The 15,436-nt window shown below is 69.9% G+C and carries 14 protein-coding genes; 9 read left to right on the top strand and 5 right to left on the bottom strand.

Translation table 11 applies throughout. The features are described 5' to 3' along the window. Positions 1–32: 32 nt before the first annotated feature. Entirely contained in the window at positions 33–1,598 is a 1,566-nt protein-coding gene (locus PI990_RS05195; RefSeq protein WP_271659996.1) for a SagB/ThcOx family dehydrogenase, read from the bottom strand. Next, a complete protein-coding gene (locus PI990_RS05190) occupies positions 1,595–2,152 on the bottom strand; it encodes a GNAT family N-acetyltransferase (protein WP_271659995.1) in 558 nt (185 codons plus the stop codon). The genes PI990_RS05195 and PI990_RS05190 overlap by 4 nt, the downstream gene beginning before the upstream one ends. 90 nt (positions 2,153–2,242) lie before the next feature. Between PI990_RS05190 and PI990_RS05185 the strand changes: the two genes are divergently transcribed. From PI990_RS05185 to PI990_RS05175, 3 genes are all read left to right on the top strand, one after another. Further along, positions 2,243–3,163: a histone deacetylase family protein gene (locus PI990_RS05185; RefSeq protein ID WP_271659994.1), complete on the top strand. Its 921-nt coding sequence runs from the start codon at positions 2,243–2,245 to the stop codon at positions 3,161–3,163. Between the two features lie 272 nt (positions 3,164–3,435). Further along, on the top strand, positions 3,436–3,957 hold the full coding sequence (locus PI990_RS05180) for a TM2 domain-containing protein (RefSeq protein WP_271659993.1): 522 nt from the start codon (positions 3,436–3,438) through the stop codon (positions 3,955–3,957). Between the two features lie 89 nt (positions 3,958–4,046). Then, positions 4,047–5,270 carry a TIGR03862 family flavoprotein gene (locus PI990_RS05175; protein ID WP_271659992.1) on the top strand — a complete coding sequence of 408 codons (1,224 nt, stop codon included), beginning with the start codon at positions 4,047–4,049 and terminating at the stop codon, positions 5,268–5,270. 3 nt (positions 5,271–5,273) lie between these two features. Here PI990_RS05175 and PI990_RS05170 read toward each other — a convergent pair whose 3' ends face one another. From PI990_RS05170 to PI990_RS05160, 3 genes are read right to left on the bottom strand one after another with little or no spacing between them, the layout of a single operon-like run. Continuing rightward, complete coding sequence (locus PI990_RS05170) at positions 5,274–6,173, bottom strand: LysR substrate-binding domain-containing protein (protein ID WP_021217544.1); 900 nt, start codon at positions 6,171–6,173, stop codon at positions 5,274–5,276. Between the two features lie 32 nt (positions 6,174–6,205). Beyond that, a complete protein-coding gene (locus PI990_RS05165; protein WP_271659991.1) occupies positions 6,206–8,416 on the bottom strand; it encodes a xanthine dehydrogenase family protein molybdopterin-binding subunit in 2,211 nt (736 codons plus the stop codon). Beyond that, complete coding sequence (locus PI990_RS05160; RefSeq protein WP_271659990.1) at positions 8,413–8,880, bottom strand: (2Fe-2S)-binding protein; 468 nt, start codon at positions 8,878–8,880, stop codon at positions 8,413–8,415. Before PI990_RS05160 ends, PI990_RS05165 begins: the two co-directional genes overlap by 4 nt. Before the next feature lie 122 nt (positions 8,881–9,002). Here PI990_RS05160 and PI990_RS05155 point away from each other — a divergent pair, with 122 nt between their 5' ends. From PI990_RS05155 to PI990_RS05130, 6 genes are all read left to right on the top strand, one after another. After that, positions 9,003–9,902, top strand: coding sequence for a LysR substrate-binding domain-containing protein (locus tag PI990_RS05155; RefSeq protein ID WP_271659989.1), 900 nt, complete (start codon positions 9,003–9,005; stop codon positions 9,900–9,902). Positions 9,903–10,379: 477 nt separating this feature from the next. Then, positions 10,380–11,309: an amidohydrolase family protein gene (locus PI990_RS05150; protein ID WP_043245037.1), complete on the top strand. Its 930-nt coding sequence runs from the start codon at positions 10,380–10,382 to the stop codon at positions 11,307–11,309. 4 nt (positions 11,310–11,313) lie between these two features. Then, entirely contained in the window at positions 11,314–12,219 is a 906-nt protein-coding gene (locus PI990_RS05145; RefSeq protein ID WP_043245036.1) for an amidohydrolase family protein, read from the top strand. Between the two features lie 121 nt (positions 12,220–12,340). Next, complete coding sequence (locus tag PI990_RS05140) at positions 12,341–13,738, top strand: UbiD family decarboxylase (RefSeq protein ID WP_271659988.1); 1,398 nt, start codon at positions 12,341–12,343, stop codon at positions 13,736–13,738. Further along, positions 13,735–14,358 carry a UbiX family flavin prenyltransferase gene (locus PI990_RS05135; RefSeq protein WP_184489672.1) on the top strand — a complete coding sequence of 208 codons (624 nt, stop codon included), beginning with the start codon at positions 13,735–13,737 and terminating at the stop codon, positions 14,356–14,358. Before PI990_RS05140 ends, PI990_RS05135 begins: the two co-directional genes overlap by 4 nt. Then, positions 14,355–15,407: a CobW family GTP-binding protein gene (locus PI990_RS05130; protein WP_271659987.1), complete on the top strand. Its 1,053-nt coding sequence runs from the start codon at positions 14,355–14,357 to the stop codon at positions 15,405–15,407. Before PI990_RS05135 ends, PI990_RS05130 begins: the two co-directional genes overlap by 4 nt. Positions 15,408–15,436 lie beyond the last annotated feature (29 nt).

The raw sequence follows: 15,436 nt of genomic DNA, 5'->3' as shown, positions 1-15,436 counted from the left end.
GGCGGCTGCCCCGTTCAGGGTCGGGGTCGAGTTCATTCAGGATAGGCCGGTGACGTCGTCAGGCGCTCATCCCAGCGGGCGCGGCCAAGGGTGAAATGGTAAAGACTTTGCCAGCGGCTGTCGGCAAGTCCGAGCAGTTCATGCACCGCATCGTCGAAATAACAGCCGATGCCGGTGCCGGAAAGCCCCGCCGCTTCGGCTTCCAGGTACAGCAGCTGGCCGAGCAGGCCGCATTCCCAGAACAGCCTCGGGTAGCGCCAGGCGCCCTGTTCCAGGGCCTGGTCGAAGCGCGCCAGCATGGCCAGGGCGACGCAGCCGTCGGCGGCGATGTCCTGCCCGCAGGAAAGAAAGCCCGCCAGACCCCGTGCATCACCTTCCAGCAGGCGGTACAGCGGCAGTTCGCCGGGCACCCGCCGCCAGAGGAAATCCTCCCGCAGCCCCTGCGCCAGCTCGGCGTCCGCCGCGGCGCCACGGGCCAGCCAGTAGAGGCCGGGCTCCAGGCCCTGCACGCGGTGCACGAACAGCAGCAGGTCCACCTGCGGTGCCCCCGCCAGGGCCAGGGGCACCGGCGAGTTTTCCGGCATCAGCCGGCGCAGCCAGGCCAGCAGCAGCTCGGCGTGGATGCCGGTGCGCCCGTCCATAGCCTGGGCGCTGCGGCGCCGGTGCAACAGCGGGCGCAACGGCAGGCCAGGGTTGTCGTCGCTCTGCCGGCCGGGGGTGAAGGCGTCGTCGCTGTCGGCCTGCGCCGGGGCGCGGCACAGCTGCAGCACCCGTTCCAGCTCCGGCCAGTGGCGCTGCTCGCGGGACAGGCGATTGGGCACACCGTCCAGCTCCAGCGCGGCCAGGCCGTCGAGCAAGGTGCCCGGCAGCCGGGGCAGCGGCGCGTCCGGCGCACTTATCCACAGCAGCGCATCGGCCCGTTCGGCCTCCTCGAAGCCGGGCCGGTCCAGCCCCAGCAGGGCGTCCAGGCGGGCATCGGGCACCTGGCCCAGCAGGCGCACCCGCCAGCCCAGGGCGGAGGCGGCGATGGCAATGGCCGCCAGGGCGTGGCCGAGGTCGTGCTGGCAGTAGCGGTAGGCACGCTCGCCGTACTTCCAGGCCTCGCGCCAGTGAATGCTGGAAAGCCCCAGCAGCAAGCCGCCTGCCGGCAGCGCCAGGGCAGCGGGCAACTCGGCGCGCACCTCCAGGCCGTGCAGGTCCGGTGCGTAGTGGGCCAGCAGCGCCGGGCCGTCCAGGCTGCCGGCTGGTGCCAGCAGGTAGGCCTCGGTGGGGTGCAGGTTGCCGGAGGACGGGTTGACCCGCAGCGCCCAGCGGTTGCCGCCGTCCTCCTTCCAGGCCGAGAGGGCCAGGCTGTCGTAGAGCAGTTGGCCGATGCTGGCGGCATCGAAGGGCGCGGGGGCGCTGACGGGCCCGGCGAAGGGCTGGTCGTAGCGCGGCGTTTCCTCCAGCGGCCGGCGCGGCAGGGCGATGCAGCGAGCGCCCGCGTAGCGGCGGAACGGCGCCGGCTGGGTCGACCACTCCAGGCGCCCGGGGCCGGGGGCCCAGGCATCCGGGCGGTGCTTGCTCAGGGCGTGGTAGGCGCGAACCTCATCGCTCATGGCCGCTCCAGCCAAGCCTGGCGGTGGATACGGTAGAGGATGTGGCGGCGCAGCGGGTGACCGACTTCCACCTTCGGGTGCTCGAAGTCGCCGGCCTCGTCACGGGTCATGCCGATGCGTTCCATCACCGCGCTGGAGGCCCTGTTGGCCGGGGTGGTGAAGGCCACCACCTGGGCCAGCTGCAGGGTGTCGAAGGCGCAGGCCAGGGCTGCGCGCGCCGCCTCGCTGGCGTAACCCTGGCCCCAGTGGGCGCGGGCCAGGCGCCAGCCGATCTCGGTGGCCGGGGTGAAGGGCGCCTCGAAGCCGACCTTGCCCAGCCCGGTGAAGCCGATGAATTCGCCGTTGTCCTTGCGCTCCAGGGCCCAGAGGCCGAAGCCGTGTTCGGCGGCGTGGGCGCGGGCGCGCTGGATCAGCGCGGCGGCCTCCTCGCGGCTCTGGGTGCCGGGGAAGTAGCGCATCACCTCGGGGTCGGCGCAGAGCGCGGCCAAGGGATCGAGGTCGTCGTCGCGCCAGGCGCGCAGCAACAGGCGCGGGCTTTGCGTTTCGATGGGCATGGTCGGTTCCTCCAAGCGTGGTGGTGCTTACGGCATGGACAGCCAGCGGGGTACTCTTGCGCCCCGGCCGATGAAAAATAGCTCCGCATTATGCCTTTGCCGCTGGTCTACCACGACGACTACAGCCCGCCCTTCCCCGACGGGCACCGCTTCCCCATGGAGAAGTTCCGCCTGCTGCGCGACCACCTGGTGGACAGCGGGCTGGTCCGCGACGAGCAGCTGCTGCGCCCCGAGCTGTGCCCGGCCGACATCCTCGCCCTCGCCCACTGCCCCGACTACATCGCCCGCTACCTGCAGGGCGAGCTGGCCCACGAGGACCAGCGCCGCCTCGGCCTGCCCTGGAGCGAGGCCCTGGCCCGGCGCACCATCCGCGCCGTCGGCGGCTCGGTGCTGGCCGCCGAGCTGGCCCTGGAGCACGGCCTCGCCTGCCACCTGGCTGGCGGCACCCACCACGCCCATTACGACTTCCCGGCGGGCTTCTGCATCTTCAACGACCTGGCGGTGATCAGCCGCTACCTGCTAGCGGCCGGCCGGGTCGGACGCGTGCTGATCTTCGACTGCGACGTGCACCAGGGCGACGGCACCGCGCGCATCCTCGCCGACACACCCGAGACCATCACCGTGTCCCTGCACTGCGAGAAGAACTTCCCCGTGCGCAAGGCCGAGAGCGACTGGGACATCCCCCTGCCGATGGGCATGGGCGACGCCGACTACCTCAGGGTGGTGGACGACGCGCTGAACTACCTGCTGCCGCTCTACCAGCCCGACCTGGTGCTCTACGACGCCGGCGTGGACGTGCACCAGGACGATGCCCTGGGCTACCTGAAGCTCACCGATGCCGGCGTCGCCGCCCGCGACGAAGCGGTGATGCGCCACTGCCTGGGCCGCGACATCCCCGTGGTCGGCGTCATCGGCGGCGGCTACAGCAAGGACCGCCAAGCCCTCGCCCGCCGCCACGGCATCCTCCACCACAGCGCCGCCCGCGTCTGGCACAGCCAGGGCCTCGCCTAACCCGCCACAACGCCGGCGTAAGACGGGGCACAGGATGGCCGTAGAGCGCGGCGTAGAGCGAGCCGTAGGGTGGGCCGGGCGGCGCTCCGCTTCAGCCCACCGAATACACCAAAGCCCACCCCCCACCCAAAAACTCCCCCAACACTCCCCCCCCCTCCCCAAACACCCCCACAGGCCCCAATCCCCGCCGCCCTCACAGAATCATGGCCACCTGCTAGCAGTCGTTTCGTGCCACTGCTAGAGTCGCCGCTTTCCCCCACAAGGATGTCTCCATGGAAGTCCATGCCTACCAGGCACCCAGCGCCAACCTCGAAGCGGAAAGCGTGTTCTGCCGCAACTGCGGTTCCTCCATCACCCCGACAGCGCAGACCTGCCCGCGCTGCAACGCCGACCAGAACCTGAACTCCAAGAGCAAGATCGTCGCGGGCTTCCTCGCGCTATTCCTCGGCGGCCTCGGCTTCCACCGTTTCTACCTGGGCCAGTGGTGGGGGCTGTTCTACCTGCTGTTCATCGGCACCGGCATCCCCAGCCTGATCTCGCTGATCGAGGCCATCGTGTTCTTCTGCACCAGCGACCAGACCTGGAACGCCAAGTACGGCCGAACCAAGGGCAGTGCCTGGCTGATCGGCCTGGCGGGCGGCTTCGCGCTGCTGTTCGTGATCGGCACCCTCGCCGCCATCGCCATCCCCGCCTACCAGCAGTACGTACAGAAGGCCAAGGCCGCCCAGGCCCGTATCGAGCAGCAACACCAGCAACAACCGCAGGCCGAGCCGCAACTGCGCCAGCAGCAGTGAGCCCGCCGGGCGCCGCCCCGTGCGGCGCCCATGCCCGCTGGCGAGGCCTGCGCTAGAATGCGCGCCAGCCCAACCTCGCCAAGCCCGCCATGACCCAGAATTCCCTCCCCGTCGCCATCATCGGTGGCGGCCCCGCCGGCCTGATGGCCGCCGAAACGCTGGCGCTCGCCGGCGTGCGGGTCGACCTCTACGACGCCATGCCCTCGGTGGGCCGCAAGTTCCTCCTGGCCGGTGTCGGCGGGATGAACATCACCCACTCCGAGCCCAGCGACGCCTTCCTCTCCCGCTATGCCGAACGCCGCGACGATGTGGCCGCGCTGCTGCACGGCTTCGGCGCCGAGGAGCTGCGCGCGTGGATCCACGGCCTGGGCATCGACACCTTCGTCGGCACCTCCGGCCGCGTGTTTCCCACCGACATGAAGGCCGCGCCGCTGCTGCGCGCCTGGCTCAAGCGCCTGCGCGAAGCGGGCGTGGCCATCCACACCCGCCATCGCTGGCTGGGCTGGGACGCACAGGGCGACCTGCGCATCGCCACGGCGGAGGGCGAACGCAGCGTCGCAGCCCGCGCCACCCTGCTCGCCCTGGGCGGCGGCAGCTGGGCGCGCCTGGGTTCCGACGGCGCCTGGGTGCCGCTGCTGGAAGGCCGTGGCGTCGCCATCGCCCCGCTGCAACCGGCCAACTGCGGCTTCGAGGTGGAAGGCTGGAGCCAACTGCTCAAGGACAAGTTCGCCGGTGCGCCGCTGAAGACCGTGGCCCTGCGCCTGGACGACGAGCCGCCCCGCCCGGGCGAATTCGTGCTCACCGCCGGCGGCATCGAGGGCAGCCTGGTCTATGCGCTGTCGGCACGCATCCGCCAGCGCATCGCCCGCGATGGCAGTGCCACGGTGCACCTGGACCTGCTGCCCAACCACCCGCTGGAGAAGGTCATCAAGGCCCTGGCCAAGCCGCGCGGCGCGCGCTCCATGGCCAAGCACCTGCACAGCCAGCTGGGCATCGACGGGGTCAAGGCCGGGCTGCTGCGCGAGCTCACCCCAGCCGAGGTGTTCACCGCCCCGGCGCGCCTGGCCGCCGCCATCAAGGCATTGCCCATCACCCTGGTGCGCCCGCGCCCGCTGGACGAGGCCATCAGCTCCGCCGGCGGCGTGCCCTTCGAAGCCCTCGATGACAAGCTGATGCTCAAGGCCCTGCCCGGCCTGTTCTGCGCCGGCGAGATGCTCGACTGGGAAGCCCCAACCGGCGGCTACCTGCTCACCGCCTGCTTCGCCAGCGGCCGCCGCGCCGGGCTGGGCATGCTGGAGTGGCTGGCCCGTTAGACGTCAGGCCGGCAACGGCCGCTCGGTGGCGCTCTGTTCGCGCAGGGTTTCAAGGAAGCGCTGCAGCACCGCCGAGTCATCCCCCGCCCGGTAGATGGCGTATAGCGGCACCTCCGGCAGGGGCGGCTGCAGGCGGCGGAACACCACCCCGGCCGGCGCCAGCTGCTCCAGCGACGCCGGGAGCAGCGCCACGCCGAACCCCGCCTGGACCAGCCCGAGCAGCGTCTGCACCTCGATCACCTGCTGCAGGATCAGCGGGCTGAAGCCCACCTGCACGCAGCACTGCACGAGGAAGTTGGCGAAGCTCGACTGGTTCAGCTCCAGGGTCACGAAGAACTCCCCCGCCAGGTCGACGGGCGCCAAGGTCGCGCGCTGGGCCAGCGGGTGCTCCGCCGGCAGCACCGCGCGCAGGGGTTCGTAAAGCAGCAGCTCGTTGCGCAGGCCGGGGTCGTCATGGCCGACGCGGAACACGCAGACGTCGATGCGGTGCTCCTTCAGCGCCACCAGCTGCGCCGCCGGGGTCATCTCGTGCAGGCGCCAGCGCACGTCCGGGTAGCGGGTGCGGAAGCGGTGCAACGCCTTGGGCAGCACGCCGACCATCACCGAGCTGATCATGCCGATCTCCAGTTCGCCCAGTTGGCCACGGGCGGTCTGGCGGGTGAGGTCGAGCGCGCGGTTCAGCTGCTCGAACACCAGCGGCACCTGCTGCTTGAGGGTGCGGCCGGCTTCGGTCAGTTCCACCCGGTGGTGGCTGCGCTCGAACAGGCGCGTGCCCAGGGCTTCCTCCAGCAGGCGTATCTGCTGGCTCAGGGGCGGTTGCGACATGTGCAGCCGGGTGGCCGCACGGCCGAAGTGCAGTTCATCGGCGAGCACCGAGAAATAGCGCAGCAGTCGTAAGTCCATGCAGCCTCCGCAAGCCGTTCAGTTCACCCCGTTCAGCCCAGGCCATCCAGCGCCAGCGGCGTGTCTCGCAGGCGCTTGCCGGTGAGCCGGAACACCGCGTTGGCGATGGCCGGCGCCACCGCCGGGCTGGCCAGCTCGCCGATGCCGCCGGGCGTGTCCCGCGCGCCTTCGAGCACCTGGATGTCCAGCGCCGGCATGTCCGACATGCGCGCCACCCGGTAGTCGTGGAAGTTGCTCTGCACCACCTGGCCCTGGCGGATGTCGAGGCGGTCGAACAGCGCATGGCCGAGCCCCCACATCAGCCCGCCCTGGAGCTGTTCCTCCACCCCGCCGGGGGACACCGCCAGGCCGCAATCCACCACGCAGGTGAGGCGCTCCACCTGCACCGTGCCGTTGCGCCGGGCCACCTGGGCGATCACCGCGATGAAGCTGCCGTAGCCCTGGTTGGTGGCGATGCCCAGGGCCGAGTCCGCCTCCGCCGCGTGGCCCCAGCCGGCGCGCTTCGCCGCGGTGCGCAGCACCTCCACATGGCGCGGCCGTTCGTGCATGTGCGCCAGGCGGAAATCCAGCGGATCGCGGCCGCCGGCCTGGGCCAGCTCGTCCATGAAGCTCTCCACCGCGAAGACGTTGGGGATGAAGCTCACCGAGCGGTACCAGCCGCTGGGCACGCCACTTTCGTGGCGCAGCCAGGCCAGGTCCAGGTGCGGCGCGCGGTAGGCGAAGTCGAAGGCGGAGATGGCCTCGGTGGTGCTGTAGTCCATGTGGTCCGGGCGCTCGAAGTAGCCCGGCTCCCACATCTCCGGCGAGGCCGGGGACACCGCGCGCAGCCTAAGGGCCTGCAGGGCGCCCTCGCCATCCAGGGCCCCTTCCAGGCGGTGCAGGGTGGCGGGGTGGCCGTAGAGGGCGCGCATCTCGTCCTCACGGCTGTTCATCAGCTTCACCGGCACCTTGGCCTGGGCGGCCAGGTAGGCGACCTCGAACAGCCAGTACTTGGCCTCCCGAGCGCCGAAGCTGCCGCCGGAGACCATCTCGTCGATGTGCACTTTTTCCGGTGGCAGGCCGCAGATCACCTCGGCCGCCTCCATGGCGAAGGACGGCACCTGCACGCCGCCCTTGAAGGTGATCCCGCCTGCGTCGAGCCAGGCGATGATGCACACCGGCTCCAGGGGGTTCTGCATCTTGCCGGGCATGCGGTAGTCGGCCTTGATCACCCGCCCGGCACCGCCCAGGGCCGCAGCGGCGTCACCGGCCTGCAGCGTCGGCACCGGCGTGGCGCCGGCGGTTTCCAGCGCCTTGGCCTGGGTTGCCGCCAGCTGCTCGCTGTCGAAATCATCCAGGCCGCCCTGCCACTCCACCACCAGCGCGGCGCGCCCCAGCTTGGCGGCCCAGTAGTCGGCGGCGAGCACCGCCACGCCTTCCTGGTTGCCGCCGAGCACCTTGTCCTGCGCGGGGATGCGGATGACCCGGTGCACGCCGGGCACCTTCAGCGCCGCGCTGTCGTCGATCCTCGCCACCCGGCCGTTGACCACCGGGCTGCGCTGCACCACCGCCACCCACATGCCCGGCACCCGGGCGTCGATGCCGTACTCGAAGCGCCCGCGCACCTTGTCCGCCGCGTGGCGTTTGTGGCGCAGCTTGCCGATGTAGCGGAACTGCGCCGGGTCCTTGAGCTTCACCTCTTTGGGCGCCGGCAATTGTGCGGCGGCGTCGGCCAGCTCGCCGTAGCCCGCGCGGCGGCCGCTGGCGGCATGCAGCACCTGCCCGTCCCGGGTGGTGCAATCACTGGGCGCCACGCCCCAGCGCAGCGCCGCAGCCTCTACCAGCAGGGTGCGCGCGGTGGCGCCGGCCTCACGCAGACGCCCGTATTCCAGGGAAACGCTGGTGCTGCCGCCGGTGGAAAACACTTTCCACAGCGGGTGCCGGTAGGCCTCGAAGAAGGGGTTCTCGGGGGTGATCACCTGCACCTCCAGCGGGTCCAGGTCCAGTTCCTCGGCGACGCAGGCGGCCAGCGCGGTGTGGGTGCCGGTGCCGGAGTCGTGCTTGTGCACCACGATCCTCACCGTGCCGTCGGCCAGCACCCGCACCCAGGCGTTGGGCTCGAAGGGCGCCGTGGCCCCGGCGGCCGTGCCGAGTTCGCGCCCGGCCTGGGCGCCGCCCAGGTGGAAGCCGATGGCCAGGCCCGAGGCCAGGGTCGCCGAATGCTTGAGGAAGGTGCGCCGCGCCAGCGGCCGGGCCAGGCTCATGTGGCGTCCCCCTGTGCTGCGGCGGCACGCTTGATGGCCTTGGCGATGCGCGGGTAGGTGCCGCAGCGGCAGATGTTGCCGGCCATGGCTGAACGGATGGTGTCATCGTCGATGGCGGTGCCGGAGGCCAGCAATGCCGCCGCCGACATCAACTGGCCGGATTGGCAGTAGCCGCACTGGGGCACGTCCTCCTCGACCCAGGCGAGTTGCAGCGGGTGGTCGCCCTCGGCGGACAGCCCTTCGATGGTAGTGATCGCATGCCCCGCCGCAGCCGCCAGGGGGAACTGGCAGGAGCGGATCGGCGTGCCGTCCAGGTGCACCGTGCAGGCGCCGCAGAAACCACCGCCGCAACCGAACTTGGTGCCGGTCAGGTACAGGCGGTCGCGCAGGACCCAGAGCAAGGGCGTGGACGCCAGCGTGTCTTCCAACTGATGGCCTGTACCGTTCACCACGATCTCGATCATGCCGGGCGCTCCTTGAACTGAGGCGAGAATTCGCGTGTAGTCGTGCCGCCCCATAGTGGGTGGGAGCTGCGGCGCCAGCCAGCGACGATTTCCGCCAACCCGTGTAAGCAGGACTTACAGCCATGTACAAGCGATACCCGTCGCTGCAGTCGATGAGCGCGTTTCTCCAGGCCGCCCGTACCGGCAGCTTCTCCCAGGCCGCCCGCGACCTGGACCTCAGCCACAGCGCCGTGAGCCAGCAGATCCGCACGCTGGAAGAATTCGTCGGGCAGCCGCTGTTCCTTCGCGAGAAGGGCCGCAGCAGCCTCACCGATGCCGGCCAGCTGTTCGCCGGGATGCTCACCGACGGCCTGATGCAGATCGACAAGGCACTGTCCTCGGTGAGCCACCGCGAACTGCCCCGGCGCCTGACCCTGGATGTGGATGCCGAGCTGGCGCAGAGCTGGCTCAACGCCCGCCTGCCGGCGCTGCTGGAGCTGTTCCCCGGCCGCGAGATCCTCTTCCTGTCCATGCCGCGCCTGGAGCGCCAGGCGTTCGAGCGCGTCGACCTGAGCCTGCGTTACGGCTACGGCGAGTGGCAGGACTGCGAGTTCGCGCCCCTCTGCGACGACCGCGTCACCCCCGTCGTCTCCCCGGCGCTGCTGCAACGCCATGGCCTGGTGGCCCCCATCGAGCCGGCCGAGGTGCTGAAGCTGCCGCTGCTGGGCTACTCGCGGCGCTCGTGGATCCCCTGGCTCGACGCCGCCGGCCTGGAGCCCACCGAGCCTGCGGCGGTGATGGTGTTCGACAACGTCGCCAACCTGCTGGCCGCCGCCGAGGCCGGCACCGGCGTGGGGCTGGTGCGCGGCCTGCTGGCCGCCGATGCCCTGCGCGAAGGCCGCCTGGTGCGCCTGACCCGCACCAGCATTCCCGCGCACTACAACCTCTACGCCCTCTGGCCCCACGGCGGTGGCGAGAAGGTTGCGCCGATGATCGCCGCCATCCGCGACATGGCGGCGAGGACGTTCGCGGCGATCGAGTGAGCACCTGGAAGCCCGATCGCGAATGAATTCGCTCCCACCGGAAAAGCGGCGGCGCTGCACGGACATGACCGCTGTGTAGGGTGGATGGCGCTTTTTCATCCACCAGGCGGAGTCGGACCGGGCACGTCGTTATACCTGGCGCGCAGCATTGATGGGTTTCGCGGAGCTCTACCCATCCTACAGAGGCCACTTGCGCGGTGAATTCGTGCCCAACGCAGGGGCGGCGCTGTGGATAACCCCTTGCAAATCATCCTCTTGCGGGGCCGATATCCAGCGCATATCAACCCAGCGGCCAAATAGTATTGGTCGCGCTTCGAGGCCCCTCCCAATACTGCGGACCAAGCGACAGCTCAGGTCCTGTGCGCCCTGCAAGAGGCGCGGGAAGGTGCTGCGAGGCACCTAGCAATGGCCATTGCACAGGTCGATCTGTTGCGAACCGGAAGGTCTTCCTTCCCCGCACTATCAGGAGATCGAACTGTGATCATCGATATCAGTTGCTACCCCACCGATCTGGTGGACCTCGCCTGGAGGCACGACGGTGACCCCTTCACCGGCGAGCGCCTGCTGGAGATGATGGATGGCCCCTATCTGGTCAACGGCAAACCGCGCCGCATCGACAAGGCCTTCATCCAGCCGCCCCAGGGCAACACCATCTACACCTGGACCGACGGCGAGCTGTCGGGCCGCGAATCCATCGACGCCTACATGGCCTACACCCTGAAGATGGTCCAGACCTACCCGGACCGCTTCATCGGCTGCTTCGTCTACAACCCCCGCTGCGGCGTGCAGAACGGCGTCGAGGCCATCGAACGCTACGTCACCGAGCACGGCTTCAAGATGGTCCAGATGCAGGCCAACATGCATGCCTACCGCCCGGACCGCGCCCTGGACTGGGTCCGCCCGGCCTTCGAGAAATGCGCCGAGCTGGGCGTGCCGGTGAAGCTGCACACCGGTGACGGCCCCTACAGCATCCCTTCCGAGTGGGTGCCGATGATCAAGGAGTTCCCCAACGTCGACTTCATCATGGCGCACTTCGGCGTGCAGACCGGTGGCGTCTACGTGTTCGAGCCCATGCAGTGGGCCATGGAGCTGCCCAACGTCTACTGCGAGTCCGGCTGGTGCCTGCAATCGCGCATCGTCGAGTTCGCCAAGGTCCTGCCGACCCACAAGATCCTCTTCGGCACCGACACCCCGCCCAACGAGCCGGGCATGTGGCTGCGCCTGCTGGAGGTGCTGTGCATGGAGCCGCCCCAGGGGCTGGACCTGGACGAGGACACCCTCGAGGAATACCTCGGCAACAACACCGCCCGGATGATCGGCCTGGAGCCGACCCCGCCGCCGCGCAGCCTCGCCGAAGCCGAGGCGCTGCTGAAGAGCCCCGTCACCACGCAACTGGCCAGGAGCTGATGCGATGATCATCGACACCCACCTGCACCCCACCAACCTGGTCGACGAGGCCTGGCGCCACACCGGCACGCCCTTCACCGGCGAGCGCATGCTCAAGCTGATGGACGGCCCCTACATGATCAACGGCAAGCCGCGCCGCATCGACATGGGCTTCATCCAGCCGCCGCCGGGCAACACCGGCTACCGCGACGGCAACCGCCGTGGCCGCGAGGGCGTGCGCGACTACATGTCGTACATCGCCGAGCTGTGCGTGAACTACCCCGACCGCTTCATCGGCAACTTCACCTTCAACCCGCGCTGGGGCCCGGAAAACGGTGCGGCGGAGCTGGAATTCCACGTCAAGGAATACGGTTTCAAGATGCTCAAGCTGCACGCCAACATGCACGGCTACCGCCCGGACCGCGCCCTGGACTGGCTGCGCCCGGCGATGAAGGTCTGCGCCAAGTACAACATCGTGGTGCTGATCCACACCGGTGACGGGCCCTACACCATCCCGACCATGTTCTACCCGATCATCCGCGAGTTCCCGATGGTGAACTTCATCATCGGCCACTTCGGCATCCAGACCGGCGGCAACTACTCCTTCGAGGCCTTCTGGATGGCGATGGACACGCCCAACGTGTACTGCGAGTCGGGCTGGTGCTTCCAGTCGCGCATCGTCGAGTTCGCCAAAGAGCTGCCGCGCCACAAGATCGTCTTCGGCACCGACTCGCCGCCGAACGAACCGGGCATGTGGCTGCGCGAGCTGGAGGTGCTCTGCTCGCCCGCCCCGCAGGGGCTGGGCATCGACGAGGACCACCTCGAGGACTACCTGGGCAACAACATCGCGCGCCTGGTGGGCATCGACCCGACGCCGCCGCCCAAGGACCTGGCGGAGGCGGAGATCCGCCTGACCACCACCTACCTCTAGGGTTTCCACTGCGGTACTTACAGGCGTCCCGGGGACCGCACGCGGTCGGCCATCGGCCGGCCGCGTGCAGGGACTCGGACACCCCGCGCCCCGGGACCGCCTGCTTTTCGAGAGGTGCACCATGACCCTGCCGAGCTTTGCCACGACCCAGGATTTCCACGCGTTCATCGAGGCCTACCGCGAGCGCTTCGCCGACGACGTGCTGACCATCAAGGAACCCCTTTCCGCCGACCAGGACGTCACCGCCCTGGTCGACGCCCTGGCCGCCCGGGGCCAGCACCCGCTGCTGATCTGCGAGCGGGTGGGCAGCCTCGGCGTGCCGGTGGTGACCAACCTGTTCGCCTCGCGAACCCGCATCGCCCGGCTCTTCGGCACCACCCCGGCGAAGCTCCACGAGGTGTTCCAGGCCCGCGCCAACGCCCCCGTTCCGCCGGTCTACCTGGCCACCGGCCCGGTGCTCGACGAGGTGATCGAGGGCGAGGCCCTGGACCTGGCACTGCTGCCGATGCTCAAGCACTTCGACAGCGACCGCGGGCCCTACATCACCAACGCCATCATCGTCGCCCAGGACCCGGTCACGGGCGTGGCCAACATGAGCTACCACCGCTCCATGCGCCATGCCCGCCAGGCCCTGGCCACCAGCCTGCATTCCCGCGGCCACCTGTGGCGCATGCTGCAGGCCGCCCGCGAACGCGGCGAGGAGCTGCCGGTGGCCATGGTGGTCGGCGCCCACCCGCTGTTCATGCTGGCCGCCGCCGCGCGCCTGCCCTATGGCGCCGACGAGCGCGCGGTGGCCGGCGGCCTGTTCGGCGCGCCCCTGGAACTGGTGAAGACGCCGCGCTACGGCATCGGCGTGCCGGCCCACGCCGAGTTCGTGCTGGAGGGCGCCATCGACCCCACCGCCTATGCCGAGGAAGGCCCGTTCGGCGAGTTCAGCGGCTACTCCTCCGACCGTTCCACCAACAACGTGCTGCGCGTCGACACCCTGTTGCGCCGCAGCGACGCCTGGCTGGTGGACGTGGTGGGCGGGCGCTACGCCGAGCACCTGACCCTGGCGCGGCTGCCCCGCGAGGCGGAGATGAGCGAGAAGCTCAAGGCGCGCTTCCCGGCGGTGACCGCCGTGCACTACCCCAACTCCGGCACCCACTTCCATTGCTACGTGGCGCTGGACCAGAGCCGCGACGGCGAGGCGCGGCAGATCATGCTCGCCCTGCTCGGCTGGGACCCGTACCTGAAGACGGTGATCGCGGTGGACAGCGACATCGACATCAGCGACGACAGCCAGGTGCTCTGGGCGCTGGCCACGCACTTCCAGCCGCACCAGGACCTGTTCACCATCGACGGCCTGCCGGGCAGCCCGCTGGACCCGTCCTCCTCGGCCAACGGCACCACCTCGCGCATGGGCCTGGACGCCACCCGCAGCAGCGGCTTCGACGGCATCCGCGCGCAGCTCGACCCGCGCATCCAGGGGCGCATGCGCCAGCTGCTGAAGGGCTACCTGCCGGGGAGCGCGTCATGACGGCTCCCCGTCGCCTGGTGGTGGGCATCAGCGGCGCCTCGGGCTTCGTCTACGGCGTGCGCCTGCTGGAGCTGCTGGAGCAGCTGGGGATCGAGAGCCACCTGGTGCTGAGCCGCGCGGCGCAGCTGACCATGGCCCACGAGACCGACTACAAGCTGGCCGACGTCATCGCCCGCGCCAGCCACCACCACCGCGCCGACGACGTGGCCGCCGGCATCGCCAGCGGCTCGTTCCGCTGCCTGGGCATGGTGGTGGCGCCCTGCTCCATGCGCACCCTGGCGGAGATCGCCAGCGGCGCTTCCTCCAGCCTGCTGACCCGCGCCGCCGACGTGACCCTCAAGGAACGCCGGCCGCTGGTGCTGATGGCGCGGGAAACGCCATTGACCCTGGCGCACCTGCGCAACATGACGGCGGTCACCGAGATGGGCGGGATCATCGCCCCGCCGGTGCCGGCCTTCTACGCCCGCCCGCAATCGCTTTCACAGATGGTCGACCACAGCCTCGGCCGGGTGCTCGACCTGTTCGGCCTCGACGCCGGCACCGCGCTGCGCTGGGGCGAACCCGCCCCGCAAGCCGGCGCCGACGGCGGCCATTCCGCAACCCCGAAGGAGCTCGCATGAACAGTCCATTCAACGCCCCGACGCCCAACCGCAAGATCCCGGTGACCATCCTCACCGGCTTCCTCGGGGCCGGCAAAACCACCCTGCTCAACTACATCCTCAAGGAGAACCACGGCCACAAGATCGCCGTGATCGAAAACGAGTTCGGCGAAGTCGGCATCGACGGCGACCTGGTGCTCAGCTCCGAGAGCGAGGAGATCTACGAGATGGTCAACGGCTGCGTGTGCTGCACCGCCGAGGTCCGCGAGGACCTGGTGCGCATCATCCGCGAGCTGGTGGCGCGCCCGGTGCGCCTGGACCGCATCCTCATCGAGACCAGCGGCCTGGCCGACCCCTACCCGGTGGCGCAGAGCTTCTTCATCGACGACCCGATCGCCGCCGAGGTGGAGCTGGACGCCATCGTCACCCTGGTGGACGCCAAGCACGTCGCCCAGCACCTGGAGGACCTGCAGCTCGACGGCGTGGACAACCAGGCGGTGGACCAGATCGTCTGTGCCGACCGCATCATCATCAACAAGGTGGACCTGGTGAACGGCGAGGAACTGGCCGACCTGCAAGGCAAGGTGCGCAGCCTCAACGCCACCGCCGAGCTGGTGACCTCCAGCTACGCCCGCATCGACCTGGACAGCATCCTCGGCGTCGGCGCCTTCGAGGCCACCCGCAAGCTGATGGAGATCGGCGCGGAGCATCACGACCATGACCATGACCATGACCACCACGAGCCTGCTGCGGACACCGACCACGAGCACGACCCCAGCGTCAGCTCGGTGGGCATCGCCGTGACCCAGGACATCGACCTGATGGCCTTCCACCGCTGGATCACCGACCTGCGCCAGCGCCAGGCCGACACCCTCTACCGCATGAAGGGCGTGCTCGCCGTGCAGGGCGAGGACCAGCGCTACGTGCTGCAGGGCGTGCACAGCCTGGTGGAGTTCCGCGCCTCCACGCCCTGGGGCAACGAGCCGCGCACCAGCAAGATCGTGTTCATCGGCCGCGACCTCGATCGCGCCGCCCTCAACCAGGGGTTCGCCGCCTGCCTCGCAGGCTGACCACGCTCCGGGCTGCCGCTACGCCCGTG

It is taken from the genome of Pseudomonas sp. TUM22785, assembly GCF_028198105.1.
In the GTDB taxonomy this organism is placed as follows: Bacteria; Pseudomonadota; Gammaproteobacteria; order Pseudomonadales; family Pseudomonadaceae; genus Metapseudomonas; species Metapseudomonas solani.
Note: the sequence above shows the minus strand (reverse complement) of the source record. Positions and strands in the feature narration are given on the sequence as shown.

Bases quoted from the DNA above. Each gene is read 5' to 3' on its own strand.
- PI990_RS05155 (WP_271659989.1), top strand. From the start codon at position 9,003: ATGTACAAGCGATACCCGTCGCTGCAGTCGATGAGCGCGTTTCTCCAG.
- PI990_RS05160 (WP_271659990.1), bottom strand. From the start codon at position 8,880: ATGATCGAGATCGTGGTGAACGGTACAGGCCATCAGTTGGAAGACACG.
- PI990_RS05140 (WP_271659988.1), top strand. From the start codon at position 12,341: ATGACCCTGCCGAGCTTTGCCACGACCCAGGATTTCCACGCGTTCATC.
- PI990_RS05135 (WP_184489672.1), top strand. From the start codon at position 13,735: ATGACGGCTCCCCGTCGCCTGGTGGTGGGCATCAGCGGCGCCTCGGGC.
- PI990_RS05130 (WP_271659987.1), top strand. From the start codon at position 14,355: ATGAACAGTCCATTCAACGCCCCGACGCCCAACCGCAAGATCCCGGTG.
- PI990_RS05165 (WP_271659991.1), bottom strand. From the start codon at position 8,416: ATGAGCCTGGCCCGGCCGCTGGCGCGGCGCACCTTCCTCAAGCATTCG.
- PI990_RS05190 (WP_271659995.1), bottom strand. From the start codon at position 2,152: ATGCCCATCGAAACGCAAAGCCCGCGCCTGTTGCTGCGCGCCTGGCGC.
- PI990_RS05195 (WP_271659996.1), bottom strand. From the start codon at position 1,598: ATGAGCGATGAGGTTCGCGCCTACCACGCCCTGAGCAAGCACCGCCCG.
- PI990_RS05175 (WP_271659992.1), top strand. From the start codon at position 4,047: ATGACCCAGAATTCCCTCCCCGTCGCCATCATCGGTGGCGGCCCCGCC.
- PI990_RS05180 (WP_271659993.1), top strand. From the start codon at position 3,436: ATGGAAGTCCATGCCTACCAGGCACCCAGCGCCAACCTCGAAGCGGAA.
- PI990_RS05145 (WP_043245036.1), top strand. From the start codon at position 11,314: ATGATCATCGACACCCACCTGCACCCCACCAACCTGGTCGACGAGGCC.
- PI990_RS05170 (WP_021217544.1), bottom strand. From the start codon at position 6,173: ATGGACTTACGACTGCTGCGCTATTTCTCGGTGCTCGCCGATGAACTG.
- PI990_RS05185 (WP_271659994.1), top strand. From the start codon at position 2,243: ATGCCTTTGCCGCTGGTCTACCACGACGACTACAGCCCGCCCTTCCCC.